General features: G+C 72.1%; 18 protein-coding genes. 14 read left to right on the top strand and 4 right to left on the bottom strand.

Going from position 1 to position 24,468, the window contains the following annotated elements; all coding sequences use genetic code 11:
• Positions 1 to 232 precede the first annotated feature (232 nt).
• Both RF645_RS05415 and RF645_RS05410 read left to right on the top strand, forming a co-directional pair.
• On the top strand, positions 233 to 1,195 hold the full coding sequence (locus RF645_RS05415) for a hypothetical protein (protein WP_368818694.1): 963 nt from the start codon (positions 233 to 235) through the stop codon (positions 1,193 to 1,195).
• 127 nt (positions 1,196 to 1,322) lie between these two features.
• A complete protein-coding gene (locus RF645_RS05410) occupies positions 1,323 to 2,006 on the top strand; it encodes a hypothetical protein (RefSeq protein WP_006214064.1) in 684 nt (227 codons plus the stop codon).
• A gap of 120 nt (positions 2,007 to 2,126) precedes the next feature.
• Here RF645_RS05410 and RF645_RS05405 read toward each other — a convergent pair whose 3' ends face one another.
• Positions 2,127 to 2,654: a DinB family protein gene (locus tag RF645_RS05405; RefSeq protein WP_006214065.1), complete on the bottom strand. Its 528-nt coding sequence runs from the start codon at positions 2,652 to 2,654 to the stop codon at positions 2,127 to 2,129.
• 209 nt (positions 2,655 to 2,863) lie between these two features.
• On the opposite strand from RF645_RS05405, the gene RF645_RS05400 reads away from it, so the two are divergent.
• A complete protein-coding gene (locus tag RF645_RS05400) occupies positions 2,864 to 3,889 on the top strand; it encodes a hypothetical protein (protein WP_006214066.1) in 1,026 nt (341 codons plus the stop codon).
• A 24-nt stretch (positions 3,890 to 3,913) separates the two neighbouring features.
• Here RF645_RS05400 and RF645_RS05395 read toward each other — a convergent pair whose 3' ends face one another.
• The gene (locus RF645_RS05395) at positions 3,914 to 5,044 is read right to left on the bottom strand and encodes a hypothetical protein (protein ID WP_157796621.1); all 1,131 of its coding nucleotides are present in this window, start codon (positions 5,042 to 5,044) and stop codon (positions 3,914 to 3,916) included.
• Positions 5,045 to 5,108: 64 nt separating this feature from the next.
• On the bottom strand, positions 5,109 to 6,035 hold the full coding sequence (locus tag RF645_RS05390; protein ID WP_006214068.1) for a BadF/BadG/BcrA/BcrD ATPase family protein: 927 nt from the start codon (positions 6,033 to 6,035) through the stop codon (positions 5,109 to 5,111).
• Positions 6,036 to 6,156: 121 nt separating this feature from the next.
• Here RF645_RS05390 and RF645_RS05385 point away from each other — a divergent pair, with 121 nt between their 5' ends.
• On the top strand, positions 6,157 to 6,624 hold the full coding sequence (locus RF645_RS05385) for an SRPBCC domain-containing protein (RefSeq protein ID WP_006214069.1): 468 nt from the start codon (positions 6,157 to 6,159) through the stop codon (positions 6,622 to 6,624).
• Between the two features lie 607 nt (positions 6,625 to 7,231).
• Positions 7,232 to 7,615: an RNA-binding S4 domain-containing protein gene (locus RF645_RS05380; protein WP_006214070.1), complete on the top strand. Its 384-nt coding sequence runs from the start codon at positions 7,232 to 7,234 to the stop codon at positions 7,613 to 7,615.
• A 98-nt stretch (positions 7,616 to 7,713) separates the two neighbouring features.
• Here the strand turns inward: RF645_RS05380 and RF645_RS05375 are convergent, their stop codons facing one another.
• The gene (locus tag RF645_RS05375) at positions 7,714 to 9,171 is read right to left on the bottom strand and encodes a hypothetical protein (RefSeq protein WP_368818693.1); all 1,458 of its coding nucleotides are present in this window, start codon (positions 9,169 to 9,171) and stop codon (positions 7,714 to 7,716) included.
• A gap of 124 nt (positions 9,172 to 9,295) precedes the next feature.
• On the opposite strand from RF645_RS05375, the gene RF645_RS05370 reads away from it, so the two are divergent.
• From RF645_RS05370 to RF645_RS05330, 9 genes are all read left to right on the top strand, one after another.
• Complete coding sequence (locus RF645_RS05370) at positions 9,296 to 10,663, top strand: MATE family efflux transporter (RefSeq protein WP_006214074.1); 1,368 nt, start codon at positions 9,296 to 9,298, stop codon at positions 10,661 to 10,663.
• A gap of 320 nt (positions 10,664 to 10,983) precedes the next feature.
• On the top strand, positions 10,984 to 11,865 hold the full coding sequence (locus tag RF645_RS05365) for a universal stress protein (protein WP_006214076.1): 882 nt from the start codon (positions 10,984 to 10,986) through the stop codon (positions 11,863 to 11,865).
• Positions 11,866 to 12,011: 146 nt separating this feature from the next.
• Positions 12,012 to 12,611 carry a DUF308 domain-containing protein gene (locus RF645_RS05360; protein WP_006214077.1) on the top strand — a complete coding sequence of 200 codons (600 nt, stop codon included), beginning with the start codon at positions 12,012 to 12,014 and terminating at the stop codon, positions 12,609 to 12,611.
• Between the two features lie 144 nt (positions 12,612 to 12,755).
• A complete protein-coding gene (locus RF645_RS05355; RefSeq protein ID WP_006214078.1) occupies positions 12,756 to 13,148 on the top strand; it encodes a hypothetical protein in 393 nt (130 codons plus the stop codon).
• A 170-nt stretch (positions 13,149 to 13,318) separates the two neighbouring features.
• Positions 13,319 to 13,993, top strand: a complete 675-nt coding sequence (locus RF645_RS05350) for a hypothetical protein (protein ID WP_040560519.1) — start codon at positions 13,319 to 13,321, stop codon at positions 13,991 to 13,993.
• Between the two features lie 366 nt (positions 13,994 to 14,359).
• Positions 14,360 to 16,456 (top strand): glycoside hydrolase family 15 protein, encoded by a 2,097-nt coding sequence (locus RF645_RS05345; RefSeq protein WP_006214081.1) that lies wholly within the window; start codon positions 14,360 to 14,362, stop codon positions 16,454 to 16,456.
• Positions 16,457 to 16,520: 64 nt separating this feature from the next.
• Positions 16,521 to 19,010 carry a polysaccharide pyruvyl transferase family protein gene (locus tag RF645_RS05340; protein ID WP_006214083.1) on the top strand — a complete coding sequence of 830 codons (2,490 nt, stop codon included), beginning with the start codon at positions 16,521 to 16,523 and terminating at the stop codon, positions 19,008 to 19,010.
• A gap of 181 nt (positions 19,011 to 19,191) precedes the next feature.
• Positions 19,192 to 22,890, top strand: a complete 3,699-nt coding sequence (locus RF645_RS05335) for a proline dehydrogenase family protein (protein WP_368818692.1) — start codon at positions 19,192 to 19,194, stop codon at positions 22,888 to 22,890.
• 223 nt (positions 22,891 to 23,113) lie between these two features.
• Positions 23,114 to 24,400, top strand: a complete 1,287-nt coding sequence (locus RF645_RS05330; protein WP_368818691.1) for an AMP-binding protein — start codon at positions 23,114 to 23,116, stop codon at positions 24,398 to 24,400.
• Positions 24,401 to 24,468 lie beyond the last annotated feature (68 nt).

Genomic DNA, 24,468 nt, shown 5'->3' with positions numbered 1-24,468 from the left:
CCCGCTGACCGCTGCGAGAGCCCCCTTCGCGTGCATGCGAAGGGGGCTCTCGCGCGTCGTGGACCACTGGGTCACGTGTTTGCGGATGTAAAGATTCGTCACAATGAGCTGTTCGGACGGCAGGGGTTTGCACCTGCACATTTGCAGTGGTTAACTCTGAGGTGTCGGAACGAAGAGGACCGGCAGGCACCCCAGCCGAGCACCACCAATGACACGATCTCAGGAGGTCGTCATGAGCACGAATCGCACTCTCCGCACCCCGCTGACCGTCGGCATGCTGGCGGTGACCGCAGCCTTCGGGCTCTCTGCCTGCGTCCCCACCGAGGAGCCGGCAGTCGAGGAGACCGGGGCCACGCAGCCCGCCGAGACCGAGACCGAGCAGTCCGCCGAGACGGAGCGCCCGAGCGGGGAGTCGAGCGACTCCGGCCAGGACTCGAGCGAGGCTCCCTCGGAAGATGCCGATGACAGCGCCGCGAGCACCGACGCCAAGGGCGCCCCCACGGACGGCGACGACGCCGAGGCCAGCGGCAAGGCCACCGAGGGCTCGGACTCCTCGGACAGCAAGGCCTCGGGCGACACGGTCGATGCCGGCGCCATGAACGGCGAGCCGATCGAGGTCATCGAGGGCGAGGGCGGGGGCACCGTCGAGATCCCCGAGCACGACGAGCCCCTGGTGGTCGTCTTCGAGAACACCTCCGAGGACGAGTACAGCTACGTCTACGGCTCGGCCGACAAGGGCCAGACCCTCTCCGGCGTGGAGACCGACGAGTCCGCGACCTTCCTGCTGGACCCGTACGGCAGCAGCGGCGGCCTGGCCTCGAACACCTCCTCGTGGGACATGGAGGCCGAGGAGGGCGACACCTACACCCTGAGCTTCTACGAGATGGACGCGCTGCCCGAGGCGGGCGACGGCGACACCATCGAGGCCGACGGCTCCGGCGTCTTCCGCTGGAACTCCGAGGAGGACGCCTACATGGGGGTGGAGCACGACGGCGAGTCGAACTTCATCGTCCACGGCGAGTCCCCCACGGACGACGGCACCGGCACCCAGTACGTCTTCAACGAGATCGGCGCCGTGACCGGGGGCCTGGAGATCGAGGAGGGCGAGTACATCATCGCTGTCGACGCCGACGGCAAGTGGAGCTTCACGCCCATGACCGAGGAGGAGTACGAGTCGGCCAGCTCCGATTCCTGAGCCGCAGGAAGCGCCCGGTCGCCTGATCGACGCGCACACGACGACGCCGCGCCGCGATCCCCACAACGGGGGCCGCGGCGCGTCGTCGTCGCGCGTCCTGCGGGCGAGGGTCAGTAGCCTGGCGGGCATGTTCAGTCACCCCGCCGCACCGATCCCGCCCCAGCAGCCGCAGGGCTCGAAGGTCGCCGGCACCCCCGCCCTCGACGCCGACTGGGCAGCAGCGGCCACGCGCTGGGAGCCGGAGATCCGTCCGGCGTCGCCGGCGCACTGGTCCTGGCTGCGCTGGGCGTGGGAGCAGCTCGACGGAGACCTGCCGTCGTCGGCGGCACCTGCTTCTGGCGCGGCGGAGGGGTCCGAGGCGGCTGCGCAGGGCGACGCTGCGCTGCTGGATGCGTCCCTGGCCCTGCTGACGGCGTTCCTGCAGGCCGCCGACGGCGACGCCGAGGTGCTCTCGGGTGCGGAGGCCGAAGCCCCCGACGGCACCACCCTGCGCGGCGCACCCCGTGCGGCCGCGGTGGCGGAGGAGCTCGCCGCGCGCTGCGGCACGACCCTGGGCTTCGCCCAGCTGTGGAGCCTGGCTCGACCCGAGGAGCTCCAGGAGGATCCCTGGGCGGAGCTGGGCGGGGATCCTGCGGAGGCGGATCAGGAGACGGAGGTCGTCGATGTGCCCGGCGAGGAGGCCCGGCGCCGCCCCCTGTTCCCGCTGGATAGCGATGACATCGCTTGGATCGTCTCCGGGTCCATGACCCCGGCCAAGGACAGCACCTGGCGGTGGTTCTCCGGCCTTGCCGCCGGAGCCGCGCAGAGCTGACTCGCGCAGGGCTGACCCGCCCTGAGCTGCTCCGCGCTCAGGGGCGCTCCCGGCCTGTCCGGGCGCCGCGCCCCAGCACGACTGGCACTGTGGTCGGCAGGCCCGGCGGCCGGGAGGGCCTCAGAAGCCGATCGTCCAGCCGCTGTCCACGAGGCTGCGGGCGTAGGCGGCCTGTCCCAGGTGGGTCGAGGCGTCCTCGAAGGTCGAGACCAGGCGCACGCCGCGGGTCACGGGCGGGTCGTAGGAGTCGTCGATGACCTCGGCGAGCTCGTCGTCCGACAGCGAGGCCGTGTACCGGGCCGATGCCTCCGTCACCTCGGTGAGGTAGGCGGCCAGCTCGTCGAGAGAGCTGGTGGTGACCGCGCCGACGTCCTGGGCCGAGTCGCCGAAGCCGAAGTCCTCGGCCCCGCGCTCGATCCCCAGGCGCTGCGCCCAGCCGCCTGCGCTCCAGACCTGCTCCCGGCCGCTGAGCTGGGCGACCTGGACGTCCTCCTGGCGGGCGGCATGCCAGATCAGCCACACGATCGAGTTGTGGATCCCACCCGGCTGGGTGTGCGCCTCCTGGAGGCCCAGGCCGTCCAGCACCAGTCCTGCGGTGTCGGCGGGGCGGCGTGCGAGGTCCTCGAGCAGCTGCTGAGCGGCGGTCATGATTCCTCCTGCGGTCGGCTGGCCCCTGCCTCCGGGGCCGTTCTCACGACCCTATGACCGCGCCCCGACACGACGAGAGGCCCGAGCTGCCGGCGTCACGCAGAGTCATCACGACGCAGGTGTGTGCTTTAGGGAATGCATGAGGCAGGATGGAGGCGGAGCCGGATCCACCGGCATCCGTCGCACCACCGCGGAGAAGGAGCACCCCCATGGGCTTCCGGAAGTCACAGACCACCCAGTCGTCGTCCGCCGAGCACGAGGAGCTGGACACCCAGCCCGCCGACCAGCTGCGCTCGAGCGCGCCGAAGCGCCGCCGCTCACCGCTGATCCTCGGCGCCCTGTCGCTCAGCGCCGGGCTCGCCCTCAGCGGCTGCGTCGCCACCGGCGGCGACGACTCCTCCGACGACTCGTCGTCCTCCTCGTCCGAGGAGACGTCGAGTGAGGAGAGCACGGAGGACTCCGCGGCCGCCAGCGAGTCGCCCTCGGAGGAGTCCACGGAAGGGGCCTCCGAGGACTCCTCGGACGACGCCTCGTCGGAGTCTTCGGATGATGCTTCCGAGGGCGCTTCGGACGATGCGTCGGAGGGCGCTTCGGAGGACGACTCCGAGGGCTCGGGCGGCGGCTCGGCCTCCGCCACGGGCGATGTGGTCGAGCTGTCCGGCCTGCCCGATGTGGAGCCGGTGCAGTCCGAGTCCGGCTCCGGCGACGGCGAGTTCGCCCTGGAGCACCCGGACGGCGAGGACGCCCCGGTCTACACCAGCCGCTCCGCCAGCGGGGACAGCTCCATCTACGCCTACTTCACCGGTCAGCGCACGGACGGTTCCACCACCTCCATGGGCGGCGTGGTCCCCGGAACCACCGGTGTGGGCTTCGAAGATCCCTACTGGATGGACGAGCGCATCACGGATGTGAAGGTCTCGGCCGAGGACGATGTCGAGTGGCAGTTCGACGTCTACTCGATCGACGAGATCCCGGACGTCAGCCCCGGTCAGTCGGTCAAGGCCGACGGCTCCAAGGTCTTCCACTGGACGGGCGAAGAGGCCGGCTCCTTCGACGTCCAGGTCGAGAGTGACGGCAACTTCATCGTCAAGGCCGAGACTGCCGATCCGGACGGCCCCACCGCCGAGACGATCTTCAACGAGATCGGCCCCGGCGAGGGCACCATGGAGCTGCCGGCCGAGGAGTACTTCATCACGGTGGAGTCCAGCGGCCCGTGGGAGCTCACCGCCCAGTGAGGCCCCTGATGATCATCGTGGCCCTCAGAGGATGATGGCCACGATGATCATCACCAGGACCAGCGCCAGCGCGAAGATCCCCCAGTTGCGCAGCGTGGTGCGGAACTCGGCCTTCTCGGCCTCCGTGGTGGGCTTGGGGGTCTCATCGCCCAGGTAGCGGAAGTCGTAGGAGCGCGGCGGCTGGCCCTCGGTCGTGCCGCTGCCGGGGCCGTAGCCCGGTCCGCTGCCCTGCCGAGCCCGCGGGACGTCCTCCTCCGAGCCGGAGGGCTGCCCGAAGGCAGCAGCATTCCCGCCGTCGAACCCCACGGGCCGGCCGGAGTCCGGGGCCTGCGGGGGCTGGCTGCTTCCCTCGCCCGACGGACGCGGCTCCTCCGTGGCCGGCTCGTCGGCCGGATCGCGGCCCAGCATGGAGGCCAGGGCGGCGTCATCGGCCGAGGACCATGACGGCGCGGGGCCGTCCTGAGGCTCGGGAGCCTTCGGTGCGGCCTCGCCCTCCGCGGTGGTACCGGAGTCGGTTCCTGCGGCGGTGCCGGCGTCGGGTCCTGCAGCGGTGTCGGCACTCGCGGCACTGTGCTCGGCGCGCTGGCGTCGGGCCTGCTGATCGGCAAGGCCCAGGGTATCGGTGAGTCGGCGCAGCCGATCCTTGAGGGCGCGGCTGAGGCCCTTCTGCTCGGAGATCTGCACGGCTCGCTGCGACACGCGGCTGTAGATGCGTCCGTCGTCGTCCACGCCCAGGTGCGCGGCCGCCTCGGCGGCCTCCACGGGAGGCGCCCCGGGGCTGGACTGCGCGGCCCAGCTCAGCAGCTGCACGGTCGCCGGAGTGCCGAGGGCCCGTGCGGCGGCGGGGCGCAGCGCCGGTGCGAACCGCAGCTCGAGCGCCTGGGTGCTGGCAGCGGCCTCGTCGTCCAGGGCGTCGATCGCGCCGCTGTCCGAGAGGACGGCCTCGAGCAGCACCGCGGCAGCCACGCGATCCCGGGGCTCGGCCCCGGCGTCCGACAGGACGGCCCTCAGCGTCTCGCGGGAGGCCTCCGCATCCCGGGTCAGCGCGGACAGGCGCTCCGGATCCGCCTGCGTGAGCTGCGAGGGATGCGACAGCGCGCCGCCCGGCTGCTCGTCGGAGCCTCCGGAGGAGCCGCTGGAGCGATTCGGGGACACGATCAGCACCTCTTTCATCGGACGGGGTGTGTCTCCGAGCCTACGCGGGCGAGCGCGCCCGCGCTCAGGCCTCCGCCAGGCGCAGCGTCCCGTGCACCGGCGGGACCCGCAGCGGCTCCGGCGCGCTGAGCCCGGCGGCCGCCGCTGCCTCGGCCAGGGAGTCCCTCAGGACCGACGACGAGCCCAGCCCTCCGCCCAGCACGATCGGACCCGTGAGGCTCAGCTGCTCGGCGACCCCGGCTGCCATCTCGATCAGGTGCCCTGCGGCGGCCTCGAGCAGCTCGCGGGCTCCCAGGAGGCCGGCGCTGGCGCAGCGGTCCACGTGCGTGGCCAGACCCGCCCAGGCGGTGCGCTCGAAGCGGTCGTGGAAGTCCGCGATCAGCTCCGAGCGCTGCCCCAGCCCGCGGGTCTCGAGCACGGCGCGGTCGAGCTCATCGGCGGGCTCGCCGGCGTCGGCTCGTCGCAGGGCGCGGCGCACGGCCTCGCGGCCGACCCAGAACGAGCTGCCCTCGTCGCCCAGCAGGTAGCCCCAGCCGCCGCGACGGGCCTCGGAGCCGTCGGCGGTCCGCCCCCAGGCCACGGAACCGGTGCCGGCGATCAGCGCGATGCCCTCGTCCGCCCCGGCGGCGGCCAGCAGCAGACGGGTGTCGTGCACGATGCGGAACCGCGCTGCGGCCAGAGTCCCCGCCGCCTCGATCACGAGCCGCCGGAGCCGGCGGGCGTCGTCGTCGGTGTCCACGCCGCCCGCCCCGATCACCACGTCCACGTGCTGCGCGGCCGGATCCAGTCCGGGGGCGCCCAGCTCCTCGAGCACGGCGGCCAGCCTCTGCCGGGCCTGGTCGCGGCTCACGTTCTGCACGTTGGAGCTGCCGCCGGAGGCCTCGGCGCCGATGACGAGCTCGGGCCCCGGTGCGGCGGCGGGGCCGTCCGCGCGCAGGCCGCGGGTGGAGGTTCCGCCGATGTCCAGGCCGATCACGGTGCGCTGCTGCATGCCTCCAGGCTAGCCAGCGGCTCTCGGCACTTCCTCTGGGGGAGAACGGCGTTGTGATCCGGGCCGCAGTCTTCCTACTGTGGTCACACGAAAGTCCCCTGATGAAAAGGAGCACTTCAGCATGACGACCACTGACACCTCCGTCACCGTCACCCGCGAGATCGATGCCCCGGCGGCCGAGATCTTCCAGATCCTGTCCCTGCCTGCCCGCCACGTCGACTTCGACGGCTCCGGCAACATCAAGAACGGCTCGGACCAGCGCATCGAGAAGGCCGGCGACGTCTTCACCATGGACATGCACCGCGAGGACCAGGGCGGCGACTACAAGACCGACAACACGGTCACAGGCTTCGACCCCAATAAGCTGATCGCCTGGAAGCCCGCCAAGCAGGGCACCACGGTCGAGGACAACGGCTGGGAGTGGGTCTGGGAGCTCGAGTCCTTGGGCGAGGGCCAGACGCGCGTCACCCAGACCTACACGTGGAAGGACGCCAACCCCGAGATCCTCAAGAAGGTCCACTTCCCCATGATCTCGGAGGAGGAGCTGGAGGAGTCCATGAACCGCCTGGCCTCCGTCGTCGCCTCCTGATCGACTGACGCATGATCCCGCACTCGGGATCGGCGGACCACGGCGCCCCGGCTCCTGCGAGCCGGGGCGCCGCGCCGTCCGGGTGCCCGTCTTGCGACCCGGGGTGACTGAGGGGCTCGCGAGGATTCGCTCACGCAGGGCTTGGCGAGCGATGGTCTGCGCAGGCGACTCCTCGCGGGTGCGAGGTGCCCGTGCGGCTGCGTCGGTCCTTGAGATCGGAGGAGCCCGGGCATGCGAGGACCCCGGGGCGTCGCGATCGCCTCCGGGGTCCTCGTCTGGTCTGCGCGGTCCTACTGCGGGGTCGGCTTGCCACCGTGCTCTTCTCGATGGTTATCGCCTGCGCCGCATGCGCGCCGCCGGTGTGTTGATGACCCGTCTCTCATTGTGCTGGGCTCGATCGTCAACCGGTTCGGCTGCTGCGGTCTGCTCCGGCCTTCACTGCGCGGCTTCTGCAGCCCTGCCCGTGTCGGTCCCGCTGATGGATGCCTTCTCCATTCGCACTCCCGTCTGTCGACCTGTGGTGCGCCAGACGCTACTCCTGTCTGCTGCTGTGAGCAAGGCCACATCGCGAGGAATCCCGACGGCTCCCGAATGGGAGGATGGCGCCATGAGCACCGCCCCTGACAACGGTCCAGCCTCCGTCCGCCTGGACGTGTGGCTATGGTCCGTCCGGATCTTCAAGACCCGCTCGGAGGCCACGACGGCCTGCCGGGCCGGGCACGTGCGGCTCAACGGTGCTCCCGCAAAGGCGGCGCAGGCGCTGCGCGTGGGGGACACGGTCACGGTCAGGCGCCCGGGCTGGCAGCAGGAGATCGTGGTCCGCAGGCTGCTGCTCAAGCGCGTGGGCGCCCCGGTGGCCCGGGAGTGCTACGAGGACCGCTCGACCCCGCCGCCGCCCCAGCTGCGCTCCGCGGTGCCGCAGCGCGACCGGGGTGCAGGGCGGCCCACCAAGAAGGACCGTCGCAAGATCGAGCAGCTGCGCGGGTACTGAGCACAGGGGCGGCCGCCGGCGAGAGCCTCCCTGCGCCCCCGGAGCAGCCGGCGGCGGGCGCTTCTCACGCGCGCGGCGGGCAGCTGCGCGCGCGGCCCTCAGCCGGCGTCGTCGTCGCGGCGGCGGGAGAAGTAGGACAGCAGCGAGGGCGCGTGGTCGTCGTGGCCGTAGATCTCGTCCATCGCATCGGCCGCCGTGGGCGCGCCGCCGCGGCGTGAGGGACGGTCCTGGTCGAAGGGCTCGTCCGAGCGCGTCGGCCGCGACGTCGGACGGGGGCGCGGGGCCGGGACCCGGGCCTCGCGGCGGATGCGCTGGCCCGCGGATTCGTGCAGGGCCCGCGTCCCGGAATCCTCCTGTCCCTGGTGGCTGCGCTGGCCCAGGTAGGCGCGCAGGCCCTGGGGCTGCTCGTCCGCGGCCGCCGGGCCCGGGCGCTGAGACCCCCGGCCGCTTCCTCGACCGCGCCCGGAGCGGCCGCGCGCGGGCTCCTGCTGCTCCACGGGTGCGCCGCGACGGGCCTGCTTGGCGCGGATCGCGCGCTGCACGGAGCGATCAACCAGCACCTCCGGCGGGCCGTCGTCCGCAGAGCCGTGCTCTGAGTCCCCGCGTGCCCCGCGCCTGCCGCGACGTCCGCGGCGCAGGGGCTCGTCCCGTGCGGGCACGGTCTGCAGCGGGGCGGTCTGCGGACCGTCCTCGGAGGCCCTGCGGTGCTCGTCGTCGTCCACGTAGAGCGGCAGAGCGGCAGTGGGGTCGTCCTCCTCGGCGCGATCGACCCGCCGGGTCGCGGCGATGCTCGCGGCGGTCGGCCGATCCTCCCGGTAGCGGGGCATCCCGGCGATGGAGTCGAGGTCCTCGGCGCGGCTGTGTGCGGGCTCGGGCTCGTCCTGCCAGTCGTCGTCCCGTTCCTCGTCCTCCCAGACCTCGTCCGGGGTGGGGTCCGGCTCCTGGGAAGAGCGCGGGCGGGCTCGGTGGTCGCGGACGTCGCTCCAGGCCTGCCAGCCGCGCAGCAGCCGCCAGCCCAGCCATAGGATCGCCGCGATCAGCGCGATCACTCCGGCGCCGTAGCCGCGGGCCATCCAGGCCAGCATCACGAGCAGCGTGAGGATCCCGCCGCCCAGTGGTGCCAGGGCGTACGGGGAGAGCTCGGGGAGCCAGCCCAGCGTGGGGGCGGAGACGCGACGACCGCCGAGCAGCCCCAGCCGCCAGCGGCGCACGCGGACGCCGCGCAGGACGTCGTCCTGGGCCCCGGGCTCCCACTCGGCGGAGCCGTGGGCGAGCAGGACGCGGTCGGAGCTGAACATCGCGGCCACCAGCAGGTGCAGCCCGATGGCCAGCCAGGCGATCGGCAGCCCGACCGCGAACCACAGCGCGATGACCCGCACGGGAGCCGGGACCCCGGAGGCGTCGTAGACCGTGAAGTCCAGGGCTCCCCAGGTCAGCCACAGCAGTCCGATGCCCGCCGCGGCTGCGACCAGTCCGTTGAGCACAGCGCGCACGCGCAGCGGGGGCCACGACGGGTGGGAGGAGCGCACGGGGCGTCCGCCGGACGAGCGGGCCATCGCGAGACCTCCTGGGGGGATGCGGGTCAGGCCGAGAGGCCCTGGATGGATACTGTGGAAGGCTAGCAACGGGGCGCGACGAACAGGCGCTCGAAGACGGCGGAAGACGACGGAGGCAGGACAGGTGCAGCGCAGCGATGTGCCGGGCGGCAAGGGGCTGAATCGGCGCATCCTCGGACTCGCCGTGCCTGCCTTCGGCGCCCTCATCGCGGAGCCGCTGTTCCTGCTGGCGGACACCGTCATCGTGGGGCGGCTGGGCACCGAGCCGCTGGCCGGCGTGGCCCTGGCCGGGGCGGTCGTCCAGACGGCCGTGGGGCTCATGGTGTTCCTGGCCTACTCAACGACTCCCGCAGTGGCCAAGCACCTGGGTGCCGGGCGCATGCGCGAGGCGCTGGCGGTGGGCCGCGACGGACTCTGGCTCGGCGCAGGCCTGGGCGTGGTCCTGGCGGTGCTCGGCGCCGTGCTGGGGCAGCCGCTGCTGCAGGCCATGGGCGGTCAGGGCGCGGTGCTGGAGCAGGCCTCGTCATACCTGTGGTGGTCGCTGCCCGGGCTTCCCGCGATCCTGCTGGTCACCGCCGCCACCGGCGTGCTGCGCGGGCTGCAGGACACCCGCACGCCGCTGGTCATCGCCATGGCGGGTGCTGCGCTGAACGTGGGCGCCAACGTGACGCTGGTGCACGGGGTCGGCATGGGCGTGGCCGGTGCGGCGCTGGGCACGAGCCTCACGCAGTGGGCCATGGCCGCCGTGTACCTGGTCATGCTCGGGCGGCGCTGCCGGGCGGAGGGCGTGGGCATGGCCACCTCCCCGCGCCGGGTCGCAGCGCTGATGGGGGTGGGCTCGTGGCTCATGCTGCGCACCGTCTCCCTGCGTGCTGCGCTGATGCTCACGGTCGTGGTCGCGACCCGGCAGGGGGCCGAGAACCTCGCGGCCTATCAGCTGATCATGACCATCTTCAACGTCATGGCCTACGCGCTCGACGCCCTGGCCATCGCGGCGCAGGCGCTCGTGGGCAAGGAGACCGGTGCTCGCGACACCCGCGCCGAGGGCCCCGACGGCGACGAGGCCCGTGAGGCCGTGCGCGTCCTGGTGCGGCGCATCGTGAGCTTCGGGATGGTCTTCGGCGTGGTCACCGGGCTCGTGGTGGGGCTGGTCCTGCCGCTGGCCGCGCCCCTGCTCACGCCCTCGCCCGACGTCCAGCGGCTCTTCGCCCTCGGGATGATCGTGGTGGCCCTGGGCCAGCCGCTGGCGGCCTGGGTGTTCGTGCTCGACGGCGTGCTGATCGGAGCCGGCGACGCCCGCTACCTGGCCCTGGCGGGTGTGGTGAACCTGGTGGTCTACCTGCCGATGCTCGCAGCACTGGTGCTGGCGGATCTCGGCGGCTCGCTCGGGCTGGTGCTGCTGTGGATCGCCTACGCGTTCGGCTACATGGGAGCTCGCGGGATCACGCTCGGAGTGCGCTCCCGAGGGGATCGCTGGCTGCTTCAGGCCTGAGCCGCTGCGGGCGGCGGCGCCGCTCGACTGACTCTGCGGGGCGCATCACCTGCTTCGATGATCCGTCGATGCGTGGGCGGTGGAGAAGCGTCCGGCCGGGGCCTGCCGACGCGACGACCGGGCGCACCCGGAGCCCATCTCGAGAGGTGATCTGCGGATGCCGTCGGTTGCCATCACAACGGGCCCGGATGTGCGCGCTGTCATAGAATGAAGGTGGAGAGGCAGTCAGGAGCGGCGCCGCAAGGGGCACGGTCTCCGGGCCCGATCCGCCAGGTCGCACAGGGCCTCTCCACCGGCTTTCAGCGTGGAAAGGCAGAGCGATGACCCAGAAGATCCTCGTCGGCTATGACGGCTCCGAGTTCGCGGAGAAGGCCCTGGATTGGGCCATCGGAGAGGCCAAGGCCCTGGACGGCGAGCTGACCGTGGTGGTCTCCACCGGTCGCCCCGTCGTGGCGGATGCCGCCATCACCGGTCCGTTCCTGGAGAAGATCGAGGACGAGGCCGAGCAGACCGCCCGCCGGGGCGTGCAGAAGGCCAAGGATGCGGGCGTGCGCGCCCAGGGCGTCCTGGAGCGCGGCGACGTCGCCGGGGTCCTCGTCAACGAATCGCGGGACAGCTCCCTGGTGGTCCTGGGAAAGCGCGGCCTGCACGGTCTGCGCGGTCGCCTGGGCTCCGTCTCCGCCGCCACCGCCGCCCACGCCGAGTGCCCGGTCATCGTCCTGCCGGAGACCATCGAGCCCACCCAGGGCGACTTCACCGGCCGCGTGGTCGTGGCCGTCGACAAGCTCGGCCTGGAGTCCCCGTCGGTCAGGAAGGCGGCCGAGTACGCCCAGGCCCACGGCAAGGGCCTCTCGCTCGTGACAGTGATCCCGTCCGTGACCTCCCTGCCCTCGGGCTCCGCGGAGCTCGATCAGGCGGTCTCGGAGCAGCTCACGGAGCCGGCGCGGAACATGCTGCAGGAGGTCGAGGACGACGTCGTCAGGCAGTTCTCCGGTCTGGACACCAGCATCCACATCCTCTCGGGCCGCCCCGCCGACGCCCTCGTGCAGGCCTCCGCCTCCGCGGACCTCGTGGTGATGGGCACGCGCGGCCGCGGCGGCTTCCGCGGACTGCTCCTGGGCTCGGTCTCCCAGGCCGTGCTGGTCGACGCCGTGTGCCCCGTGATGGTCGTGCCGAACCGGGCGCAGGCTGACAAGAGCTGAGTCCTCAGCCTCTCGGGCGAATCCCCGCGGCGCGCGCTTCGACGCCTGAGCCGACTCAGCGGCTGCGCCGTCAGGACCTCGCACTACAGTGGCGGGGCATCCCGTTGCGGATGCCCCGCCGCTGTCGTCCCCGGAAGCTGGTGCCCGTGTCCTACGAACCCGCAGCCCTGCGCGGTCTGGTCGCGCCCACCCTGGTGCGCGCCCTGCTGACGCTGGCCTTCGCCGCCTGCACGATCTTCGTGACGGACCCGAGCCTGGGCTTCAGCATCTGGCTGCTCGGGCTCTGGATGGCCGCCGTGGGCGCCTGCGTGCTGTGGGGCGATCTGCGCTCCCGTGACCACGAGAGCCTGGATCTGGGCGGACTGGCCACCGTGCCGCGCTCGACCGGGATCATGTGGGTCCTGGGAGGCATCGCCGTGGTGATGATCCCGTCCACCGCCGAGATGCTGGCGCTGGTGGCCTCCGTCGTGCTGTTCCTGGTCGGCCTGCCGGAGGGCTGGCTGGGCACGTCGCGCCGCGGCCTGCATCCCCTGGCCAAGGACTGGCAGATCGTGGGTCTCGTCACCGCCGCGGCCGCGATCGGCGTGCTGCTCGTGGCCGGGCTGGGGCCGCACGCGATCCTGGGTGTCGTGGGAGGCGCTGCGATCATCTCGGGGGTCCTGCTGCTGCTCGCCGGTCTCACCCTGCGCCATGAGTCCCGCTCCTGCGGGGTCCCCGCCGATCCGGACCCGCGCGGCGCGGAGTAGACTTGAACGGTGTGCCTCCGGCGCGCCCGGGTGTCCGAGTGACGCTCGCACGGGGGCTCGCATCCGCTCGACGGCCCGCCTTCGGCGCAGGGCGCAGCACTGGCTCTCGAGCCCGCATGACGACGACTTCAGGAGGACAGCCCCGTGGCTGGAGACAACCGACGGTCCAAGCGCCGCACCCCGGATGTGAAGGCACCCCTGGCGGTGTCCGCGGTCCTGGGGCTCGTGGCGTTCGGCATCGCCTCGGTCGTGGGCGCGGGCGGGACCGAGGGGGGCCTGCGGCTGGACCTCGGGCTGATCATCGGCGGGATCGCATTCATCGCCTCCGTGGTGGTGTGCGCGACCCTCATGATGATCGAGAAGCCTAACGACCCCTCCCTGGGCGAGGGAACCGGCGTCAACCGCTCCTCCGCCAAGCTCTACGCCCAGCGCCGGGCCACCCGCGAGCAGCGCGAGGCGCAGAAGGACTACGGGAAGAAGCCGGGAGATGACGACGGCGGCCCCCAGTTCGGCCAGCGCGTCCACCCCGAGCAGTGAGCTGACCCGCAGCAGCCCCGAAGTCGAGGCCGCACCTGCGCTCCCCATCAGGACTGATGGGAGGCGCGAGTGCGGCCTCGACGCATTCTGGCGTGACGAACCCTCCGCAAGTGTTTGCATTCGTGATGTACATATGCAACGATTGCATTAGCACACGAACCGAGGAGGACATGATGTCCGTTCGACGCTCCGCCCAGATCATCACCGCCGCCGTCCCGCTGCTGCTGGTCGGCGCTGCGGCTCCCGCCCTGGCCCTCGATCAGGCGCCTCCGGCCGCCGTCGAGACGGCCGCGGCGCAGGAGGGCCTGTCCGTCCCGCTGGAGATCTCCGGGATCGTCGACGGACTCAGCGATCGGGAGACGGCGCAGGTCGAGGCCTTCGCCCTGGGCATCGACGGCCAGCGCGAGTCGCTCGGGTCGGTGCAGGTCGACTCCGAGGGGCGCTACCTGCTGCAGGGAGCCGTCCAGCCCGGAGCGCCCGTGCTGCTCGAGGCCACCGTCTGGGAGTCGGGCCATGAGGACGAGGCCCTGAGCACCTGGTACGGCGACAGCCCGGATCTCGCCGGCGCCGAGGCGCTGCGCGCAGTCGGGTCGATGGACGGCATCGACATCTCCGTGGCCCGGCAGCAGGTGCCGGAGGCGGAGACGGTCGCGGCAGGCCCCGCCGTCGTGCCTGCCTCCCAGCAGGTGCCGGCCTCGGAGAGCGGGCTGTCCGCCGCCGGCTCGGCACCGCAGCTGTCCTCCGAGCGCGACGCTCAGCGGCTCGTGCTGGCGCTGCTGGCCACCGGGTCCTTCGTGGGCGGACTCGCGCTGCTGCGCAGATCCTCCGCCCAGCAGCGGGACTGACCCGCACCGCGTCGGGTCGCGGCCACCTGGCCGCGCTCAGCGCACAGACTTCCGAGCTGCGACGCCGTGCGCGCCGCAGGCTTGGTGCATGACTCGTCGTCGGTCCCTGCGGGGGCCGCGGCGCAGAGGCTCTCCGCCCGCATCCGCCGGGCGGAGAGCGGTCGCCCCGGGCAAGGGCGGCCGGGCCGCGGGCCGAGGCCGGGAGACCGAGGCCCGCGGGCGGGGAGAGTGCCCGCGCGTCCTGACGGGCGGGCGGGGCCGCGGGGCGGCTGCTCGATGACCGGGAGATCGTCGAGCCCGCCGCCCCGCGCGCCTCCCACCCGGGCCGAGTGCTCGAAGCGGGCTCGGATATGTCAGATTGGTGCCATGGCTTCCCCCCTCGAGGACTACGCGCTGCTCTCCGACATGCAGACCGGGCCGCTGATCTCGCGGCGCGGCTCGATCGACTGGATGTGCGTGCCCCGCTACGACTCCCCGTCGGTCTTCGGAGCGATCCTGGGCGATGCCGACCACGGCCGCTGGCTGCTGGCGCCGTCCGCCACCGTGGACGACGAGGGCCGCGATCTGCCCGAGGAGCAGTGGCGCGATCAGTGCCGCGTGGGCGATCGCTTCTACGCCGAGCACACCTTCGTGCTGCACACCGTGTGGATCACGGACACCGGCTCGGTGCGCGTCACCGACTTCATGCCGCTGGACACCCAGCTGAACGTCGTCCGGCGGATCGAGGGCCTGACCGGGGATGTGGAGATGGTCCAGGACCTGCGCCTGCGCTTCGACTACGGGCGCATCACCCCCTGGATCTCGCACTTCGCTGGCCTGGAGGACCCCGAGACCGGGGAGATCGGCGACGAGGAGCTGATCGCCCTGGCCGGTGCCGATGCCATGGTCCTGCGCAGCGAGGTCCCCGCCGAGCGCATCGATGACGACAACGGCCCGCGCCACGTCTCGCGCTTCACCGTCTCGGCCGGTCAGACCCGGGACCTGGTGCTGACGCACTTCGAGTCGCACCGCACCCCGCCGCCGCCCGTCGATGCCGGCGACGAGCTGCGCACCGCCCTGGACACCTGGCGCGAATGGGATGAGCAGTGGGAGAACACGCAGCGGACAGAGGGGAAGGTCGAGCTGAGCGACGGCGGCGACGGCGCGCCCACCTACGGCGGAGCCGCCGCCGAGGAGGACGGCCCCGATCCGCTGCTGAGCCTCGAGGAGCGCGAGGAGGCCGTGCGCCGGTCCCTGCTGGTCGTGCGCTCGCTCATGCACCAGCGCAGCGGCGGTCTGGTGGCGGCGCCGTCGATGTCGCTGCCGGAGCAGATCGGCGGCGAGCGCAACTGGGATGCCCGCTACTCGTGGCTGCGCGATGCGGCCCAGGCGCTGCAGGTCATGCTCGAGCACGGCCACGACCGCGAGGCCCTGCAGCTGCGCAACTGGATGCTGCGCTCCGTGGCCGGGCCGGCCGAGGACATCCAGAGCGTGTACGGCGTGGGCAGCGAGCGGGAGACCTCCGAGCACACGGTGGACCTGCCGGGCTACGAGCGCTCGCGCCCGGTGCGCGTGGGCAACTCGAGCTCCGGGAAGCTGCAGTCGGACACCGCGGGCTACCTGCTCGTGGCCTTCGAGCGGCTGCGCCGCCGCGGGCTGGAGGAGGATCAGCTGTCCTGGCCGATCCAGAAGGCGCTGCTGGGCCACGTCGTGGCGTCGTACGAGGAGCCGGACCAGGGCATCTGGGAGATGCGCGGGGACCGGGAGTTCCACACGCACTCGCGGGTCATGATGTGGGCGGCGCTGCAGGCCGGTGTGGAGGCCGTGCGCACGCACGGGCTCGACGGCGACCTGCAGCTCTGGGAGACCCACCGCGATCAGCTCGCGCTCGAGATCTGGACCTCGGGCTACGACCCCGCCGTGGGGACGTTCGTGCAGCGCTACGGCGCCCAGAGCGTCGACGCCTCGCTGCTGCAGCTGCCCTCCCTGGGCTTCGTGGACTGGGAGGACGAGCGGATGGTGCGCACCGCCCAGCGCATCGTCGAGGAGCTCGGCACCGAGTCCGGGCTGCTGCGCCGCTACCAGAACGTGTCCGTGCCGCCGGGCTCCGATCCCGCCGACTTCGAGTCGCAGATCGGCCAGGACGGCTTCGAGGGCCCGGACAGCCCGCATTTCGGCGTGACGCTGTGGCTGGCGGCCTACCAGGCGCGCAGCTCCCAGCTCGACGAGGCCCGACGCACGCTCGCCGGCGTCCTGCGCCGGGCGACCGATCTGGGGCTGCTCTCGACCGCCTACGACGGCGATCCCGACCACGGGGGCCGGATGCTCGGCAACATGCCGCACGTGAGCTCCCACCTCAGCCTCATCGAGGCGCTGGCCGCACTCGACGAGGCGGAGGGCCGACGCCCCGCGCCCGTGCTGCATGACGACCCCGAGGAGGATCCCGAGACCGCCGACGGCCAGGACCTCACGCGGGGAGGCTGAGCCCTCCGGGCGCTCGCCGCTGCCGCCCGGCAGCTACCGAGGCGGCTGTGGGAGGATCATCGCCATGCAGGCAGCCCTCCTCGTCGACGTCGGACAGATCGACTACCACGTGGGCGACGAGGCCATGGGCCACGCCGCCGTCGCCGCCCTGCGCGCTCGCGGGATCCAGGAGCCCGTGATGCTCACCCGGGATCCGCAGCACACCGCGGCTCGGTTCGAGTCGGTCGTGCCGGTGCCCACCCCGCGCTTCCCCTGGCCCCCGGAGGATCGCGCGCGCTACCTCGGGGAGATCCGCGAGGTGCTCGACGGCCGCACCGACGCCCTGCCGCCGGAGGATCAGGTCTTCGCGCTGATCGAGGCCCTGCGCGGCGTGGACGCGCTGCTGATCGGCGGCGGCGGCAACATGAACTCCCGCTACGGCTGGCTGCTCAGCGAGCGCGCCGCCGTGGTCGAGATCGCTCGCAGCCTGGGGCTTCCCGTGGTCATCAGCGGGCAGACCCTGGGCCCCGAGCTCAGCGAGCAGGACCGCCCCGTGCTGGCCAAGATGCTCGAGACCGCGGTGCTCGTGGGCCTGCGCGACCCGGACTCCCTGGCGCTGGCGCAGCAGCTGTGCCCCGGGCATCCGGGGTTGCGCGCGTGCCCCGACGACTCGGTGGGCTGGGCGCTCGAGGTGCTCTCCGCGCCCTGGAACACCCCGCAGAGCGAGGCTGCGGCGCCCGGCGGCTCCACGGCCGCGGCGCAGCCACTCGCGGAGGCGCCATCAGCTGAGGCCTCCCCTTCGGGCAGCCCGGCCGCGGGCGCTGCTGCGGAGGACGTCGAGGCCCAGGCGCTGTCCGATCCCACCGCCCCGCGGATCGTGGCGACCTTCGCCCCCGGCGCCGGCCCGTTCGAGGAGCATGAGGCCGCTGAGGTCTACGCGGTCGTGCTGGACGCGCTGGTCGAGCGCACCGGCGGGGCCGTGGAGCTCGTGCCGCACCTGGCCCGTCCGGGCGAGCACGACGGCGACGAGGCCTTCCACCGGCTCGTGGCCGCCCGGATGCGCCATGCGGCCGCCCACCGTCCGATCGAGGACGCCGAGGACAGCCTGCGGCGCACCCTGAGCGCCGACTACGTGGTGAGCTCGCGCTATCACCCGCTGGTCTTCGGCCTGGCCGGAGGTGCGACCGTCCTGCCGATCGCCGTGGACCGCTACTCCCAGGTGCGCATGGAGGGCGCCCTGCGCACCTGGGGCATCTCCGGGCAGGTCGTCCCGCTGGCTGCGCTGATCACCCCGCGCGAGGCCGCATGGGACACGCATCAGGCCGCGCAGCGCTGGACGCAGGAGGCCGTGGAGGGCCACCGGGAGTTCTGGAGCGATCTGCTGGCGCGTCGGGCCGCTGTGCGCGAGACGGCCGCGGCCTGGTGGGACGGGGTCCTGGTGGGGCTGTCCGGGGCGCTGCCCGGCCCGGCGGAGGTGCCGGAGGTCCCGGCGGCAGGGGCCGGCACCGAGTTCTCCCGCGCACTGCGCCGCGACTGGACGGATCCGCAGGCGCCGGTCGCAGAGGGCTCGGCGGCCTCCGTGGCGATCATCATGCGCACCAAGGACCGCCCGCTGCTGCTCGAGCGCGCCCTGGACGACGTCCTGGCCCAGACCCTGGCCGACTGGCGGCTGGTCATCGTCAACGACGGCGGCGATCCCGAGCCCGTGCAGCGCCTCGTCGACGCCCGGGAGGAGCGCTTCCGCGGACGCTGCCGGATCCTCTCGCACCGCCGCAGCGTCGGCATGGAGGCCGCCTCCAACCGCGGGGTGGCCGCCTCGGACAGTGAGTTCGTGGTGATCCACGACGACGACGACACCTGGGACCCCCAGTTCCTCCAGCGCACCGTCGCCTTCCTGGAGCGGCCGTCGTGCACAGATGCCGGGGTCATGGCCCGCACGGAGATCGTCTACGAGCAGATCGACGACCACGACGGCCAGAAGAGCGTGCGCGAGACCGGGCGCGCCCTGTTCTGGGCCGAGCAGAGCGCGATCACCCTCAGCGAGCTGCTGAGCATCAACCGGGGCGTGCCGATCTGCTTCCTCTACCGTCGCAGCCTGCACGGGCTCGTGGGGGGCTTCGACGAGTCCCTGCCGGCCGCCGGGGACTGGGAGTTCAATCTGCGCGTCGCCTCGAGCGCGACGATCGGCTTCCTGCCGGGCCGGCCCCTGGCGTTCTGGCATCAGCGCCCCAGCGCGCTCGGCGCGGACGGCAACTCGATGTTCGCGGGCAAGGCCCTGCACGAGAAGCACGATCTTGCGGTGCGCGAGCGGCACCTGCGCGAATGGACCGATCAGAACGGGATCGGCCTGCCGCTGTGGATGGCGCGGGAGATCCAGGATCTGCGCGAGCGGCTCGAGCAGATGCAGGAGGCCCAGCAGCAGATGCTCGAGCAGAACCGTCAGCTCCTGGAGGCCGTGCAGGCGCAGCGGGAGCTGACCCAGGAGGCCGAGCAGCGGATCAAGGAGCACTCCCTGAGCAGCCGGGTCGGTCGCGTGCTGCGCCGGATCGCACCCTGGGCCTTCCGGGGCCGCTGAGGCGTCTGGCGGGGCAGATTCATCAGCAGACGCATGGTGTGCGCAGTGTGGGGTGCGTCTCCTAGGATGGCCGAATCGGCCCAGCAGCGAAGATCCCCACGTGCGAACCCTGACTCGAGGCCGATGACCGTGGGAGTGCCACGGTCATCACCGCAGTACGTGCCTGAAAGCGAATCGCCTCATGGTCACCCCCCTCACCGACAACACCCCGGTCGGCCCCGCTGAGCTGGCCGATCTTCCCGCTCTGGTCGATCCTGCCGTCGAGCAGGCCACCACCTGGATCCGCAGGGCCCAGCAGCTCTCCGAAGAGGGAGTCGCGGACTCGGACGCCGCCGACCGCCTCTCCGCCATCCTGCAGGACCCCCGCGGCCTGGACTTCACCGTCGGCTTCGTCGATCGCGTCATCCGCACCGAGGACAGCGTCGCCGCCGCACGGGCGCTGCAGCGCATCGCGAGCATCGCCCCCAAGTCCCTCTCCGCGCTGGATCGCTCGCAGATCGTCTCCGGCAGCTACATGAGCCACCTGGCTCCGGCCGTCGTCATCCCGATCGCCCGCGGCCGCCTTCGCCAGATGGTCGGTCACCTGGTGGTCGACTCCCGACCGGGCCCGTTCGGCAAGGCCGTCGAGCACATCACGCAGCGCGGCGACTCGCTGAACATCAACCCGCTCGGCGAGGAGGTCCTGGGCCTCGCTGAGGCCGATAAGCACCTGGACGAGGTCGACCGCATCCTGGCCCGCGACGACGTCGACTACGCGTCGATCAAGGTCTCCTCCGTGGTCCCGCAGCTCTCGCACTGGGGCTTCGACGAGACCGTCGAGCGCGTGGTCGAGCGCCTGCTGCCGCTGTACCGCAAGGCCGCCGATGCCCCGGCCGGGACCAAGTTCATCAACCTGGACATGGAGGTCTACTCGGACCTGCACCTGACCACCCAGGTCTTCACGACGCTGCTCTCGCGCCCCGAGCTGAAGAGCCTGGAAGCGGGCATCGTCGTGCAGGCCTACCTGCCCGATGCCCTGGGCGCGGTGCAGCACCTGTCCGAGTGGGGCGAGCGGCGCGTGGCCGAGGGCGGCGCGCAGATCAAGGTCCGCCTGGTCAAGGGCGCCAACCTGCCCATGGAGCGCGTGGACGCCGAGATGCACGACTGGCCGCTGGCCGTCATGCCGACCAAGCAGGCCACGGACGCCAACTACAAGCGGGTCCTGGCCTGGGCCATGGACCCCGAGCACCTGCGCGGGATGCGCATGGGCGTGGCGGGGCACAACATCTTCGACATCGCCTTCGCCAAGCTGCTCGCCGAGCAGCGCGGGGTCTCCGAGCGCATCGAGTTCGAGATGCTGCAGGGCATGGCCGCCGAGCAGTCGATCGCCGTGTCCGAGGACGTCGGGGGAGTGCTCTACTACGTCCCCGCCGTGGCCCCGGAGGAGTTCGACGTCGCCGTGGCCTACCTGGTGCGCCGCCTCGAGGAGAACGCCGAGTCGGAGAACTTCATGTCCGGGATCTTCGAGATCGAGCCCGGCAACCAGATCTTCCGCCGTGAGGAGGGCCGCTTCCGCGCCGCCGTCGAGCAGCTGCTCGAGGAGGGCATGGTCCTGGACGGCGAGCAGGCCCCGGGCCCGCACCGCGTGCAGGACCGCACGCAGGAGGCCGCCGGGCGCCAGAGCGGCTACCAGGGCCATCAGCCGCTCGACGAGCCCTTCCGCAACGAGCCGGACACCGACATCTCGATCCCGGCCAACCAGAAGTGGGCGCTCGAGCTGCGGGATCTGATCACGGACCGGTCCTGGTACCAGGGTCTGGCCACCCCGGACTCGCTCGAGCTCGACGACGTCGCCGAGATCGTGGAAACCGGTCGCAATGCTGCCAAGGGCTGGCGCGAGCGCGGGGCCCGGGAGCGCGCGGAGATCCTCAACCTCGCTGCCGACAAGCTGGCCGAGCGCCGCGGGCACCTCATGGCAGTGGCCGCTGCCGAGACCGGCAAGGCCTTCACCCAGTCGGACGCCGAGGTCTCCGAGGCCATCGACTTCTGCCGCTGGTACGCCCGCCATGCCGAGGAGCTGGAGCAGGTCGACGGCGCCGAGTTCGAGCCCGATGTCCTGGACCTGGTCACCCCGCCGTGGAACTTCCCGCTGGCCATCCCCACCGGCTCGACCGTCGCCCCCCTGGCCGCCGGCGCCGCCGTCATCCACAAGCCGTCGCCGCAGACCGTGCGCTGCTCCGCGGCGCTGATGGAGGCGCTGTGGGAGGCGGGCGTCCCGCGCGACGTCCTGCAGCTCGTGGACGCCGTCGAGGGCGACACCGGCAAGGCGCTGGTGAGCCACCCGGGCGTGGATCGCATCGTGCTGACGGGCGCCTACGAGACCGCCGAGCTGTTCGGCGGCTGGCGCAGCGGCCGTCTGGTGATCGGCGAGACGTCGGGCAAGAACGCCCTGATCATCACTCCGGCAGCGGACCGCGATCAGGCCGTGTGGGATCTGGTCACCAGCGCGTTCGGCCACGCCGGGCAGAAGTGCTCGGCGGCCTCGCTGGGCATCATGGTCGGCTCGGTGGCCACCTCGCAGCGCTACGAGAAGCAGCTGCTGGACGCGGCGTCGTCCATGGTCGTGGACTGGCCGGAGAACCTGCAGGCCATCGTGGGCCCCACGGTCGAGAAGCCGGGCGACAAGCTCAAGCGCGCTCTCACCCAGCTGGACGAGGGCGAGAAGTGGCTGCTCGAGCCCAAGCAGCTCGACGACTCGGGCCGCCTGTGGCGCCCGGGCATCAAGACGGGTGTGAAGCCCGGCTCCTTCTTCCACGAGACCGAGGTCTTCGGCCCCGTGCTCGGGCTGATGCACGCCAAGGACCTGGACCAGGCGATCGAGTGGCAGAACGCCGTGGAGTACGGTCTGACCGCCGGCATCCACTCCCTGGACGTGCAGGAGGTCGGCTCCTGGCTGGAGCGCGTGGAGGCCGGCAACCTCTACGTCAACCGCGGCATCACCGGCGCGATCGTGCAGCGCCAGCCCTTCGGCGGCTGGAAGAAGTCGTCGGCGGGCCTGGGTGCCAAGGCCGGCGGTCCGAACTACCTCACGCAGATGGGCCACTGGACCAAGGGCGCCTTCCGCGCAGGCAACTCCGTGGAGGTCCAGCCGGGGCTGCTGCCCGCGGTGCGCGACGTCCTGGGCGACGCCGACGTGATCGAGGCGCTGCCCGCGGAGGATCTGGCCTGGCTGCGAGCCTGCGCCGCTGCCGACCAGCGGGCCTGGGAGTCCGAGTTCGGCGTGGCCAAGGACCCCACGGGCCTGGTCAGCGAGGCCAACATCTTCCGCTACCGCGCCCGCGACATCGTGGTGCGCGCTGCGGAGGATGCCCCGGTCACCGACGTGATCCGCGTGGGTCTGGCCGCCGCTCGCTCCGGCTCGGAGGTCACGCTCTCGGCCGCGCCTGCCGTCATGGAGGCCCTGCCGCGAGCGGCCCGCGCCCTGTTCACCCAGGTGCTGCCCGCCGTCGACGACGAGCGGTTCCGCGTCCAGGCCAAGGCCCGGCGCCTGCTCGGCGCCCGCACCGCCTACCGCGCGATGTCCGAGCCGGAGGAGCAGCGCTCCGCAGTGCAGAAGCTGCGCGATCGCCTGCCCTTCGGCGGCCGGGCCTCGGAGGACTCCGATCCCGAGGTGCTCGAGCTCGGTGTGGGCGCGCGCATCAAGGTCGTCGGCACCGATGCGGACCTGGTGGTCGATCTGGGCGCCACCCCGGATGTGGCGGTCATGATGCACCCGATCGTCGGCGCCTCCCGCGTGGAGATCCAGGAGATGCTCCACGAGCAGGCCGTGTCCATCACGCTGCACCGATTCGGCAACCGGTTCGCCGACATGCACCGGCTGCGGGACGAGCTGATGGGCTGAGGAGCGCGATCGGCGGATGCCTGCTCGAGGCATGGATAATCGAATGCCGACGATGAGATGACGGGCCGATCGGGGCGCCGCTGCCCAGCGGCGCCCCGATCGGTCATTGCAGAGGGGAGCAGCTATGTCATTGCGCGAGACCATCGCCCACCTCCCGCCCGAGCAGCGGGAGCGGATCGCCGGATTCGCCCGGCATGTGCCTGCAGGGATCAGGTTCGGGCCCGTGTTCCGACAGACCCGGCGGGAGATCCGGAAGGCGTGGACGGTCCCGTCATGGGGGCGTGAAGAGCGAGATCGACGGCTGCAGTCGCTGCTGGATGCCGCGGCTGGAACGGACTACTACGGCTCAGCTGCGGGGTACGAGGCGCTGCACGAGACGACGATGCCGCCGATGGAGCGGCTGAGCCGCCTGCCCATCCTCACGCGGGAGGCGGTGACGGCGCACAGCAGCAGGATGCTCACGGTGCCCGAGGCCCAGCTCGAGCGGGTCGCGACTTCCGGGACCTCCGGGGAGCCCATCGTGTTCTGGCTCGACCGCAGCCGGGGCGCCAGCGAATGGGCCTACGTCCTGAGCGCCTGGGAGCGGAGGACCGGCTATCAGGCCGACGACTGGCGTCTGCGGCTGCGCGGAGCCGAGCTTCCCGGTGGTGCGGACTGGTTCGTCCAGGGCTCCACGGGGGAGGTCGTGCTGCGCGTCCAGGCGCTGCGTCCCGAGCTCATCAGGGAGCACTGGCAGCTGGCCTCTCAGCGAGGGATCCAGTACCTGCACGGCTTGCCATCGGCCATCGCGTACCTGGCGCGCCTGGTGGAGACCGAGCTGCCGGACGATGACTGGCGGCACAGGATCCGGGGGATCCTCGCCGTCTCGGAGGAGCTCACAGAGGCCCACCTGGAGATCCTGCACCGCGTCTTCCCGCAGGCGCGCGTGGCCAACTTCTACGGGCTGAGCGAGCGCACGGCCTTCGCCGTCATGGACGACGACGGCGATTTCCACCCCGAGCCCCTCTACGGGGCCGTCGAGCTGGTCGATGAGCAGGGCCGAGCCGTCGAGGTCGGCGCTCGCGGCAGGATCATCACCACCGGTCTGCGGCTCACCGGACAGCCCTTCCTGCGCTATGACACGGGTGACTCGGCGCTGCGTACGGGAACGGATCCCTGGGGTCAGCCGATCTTCCGCGAGATCCGCTCTCGACGCAGGCGGGAGGGGCTGATCCGCAATGACGGCAGCTTCCTGCCCGCCGCGATCTTCGGAATGCACACCATGGAGGTGCTCGCAGCTCGGAAGTTCGGGTTCCGACAGCACGAACCGGGCAAGGCCACGTTCCTCGTGGAGCCGGTCACCGGAGCCACCGATGCGCAGATCCAGGAGCTCTACAGAGCGATGGCGGCGGTCATCGGGGATCGCATCCACCTCGAGCTGGAGGTGGTGGACCGTCTGGAGGTCCCGGCCAACGGCAAGGAGCGTCTGGTGGATCAGCAGATTCCGGGGGCGGCGACCACCTGGTCATGATCCTGCAATCGCATGGAGAATTTGCGGACGAACACGTAACCTCGCATCAGAGGTGCGCGCCTCTGGGC

It is taken from the genome of Kocuria sp. CPCC 205260 (assembly GCF_040981045.1).
GTDB lineage: Bacteria > Actinomycetota > Actinomycetes > Actinomycetales > Micrococcaceae > Kocuria > Kocuria palustris.
This window is presented reverse-complemented; position numbering and strand designations above follow the sequence as displayed.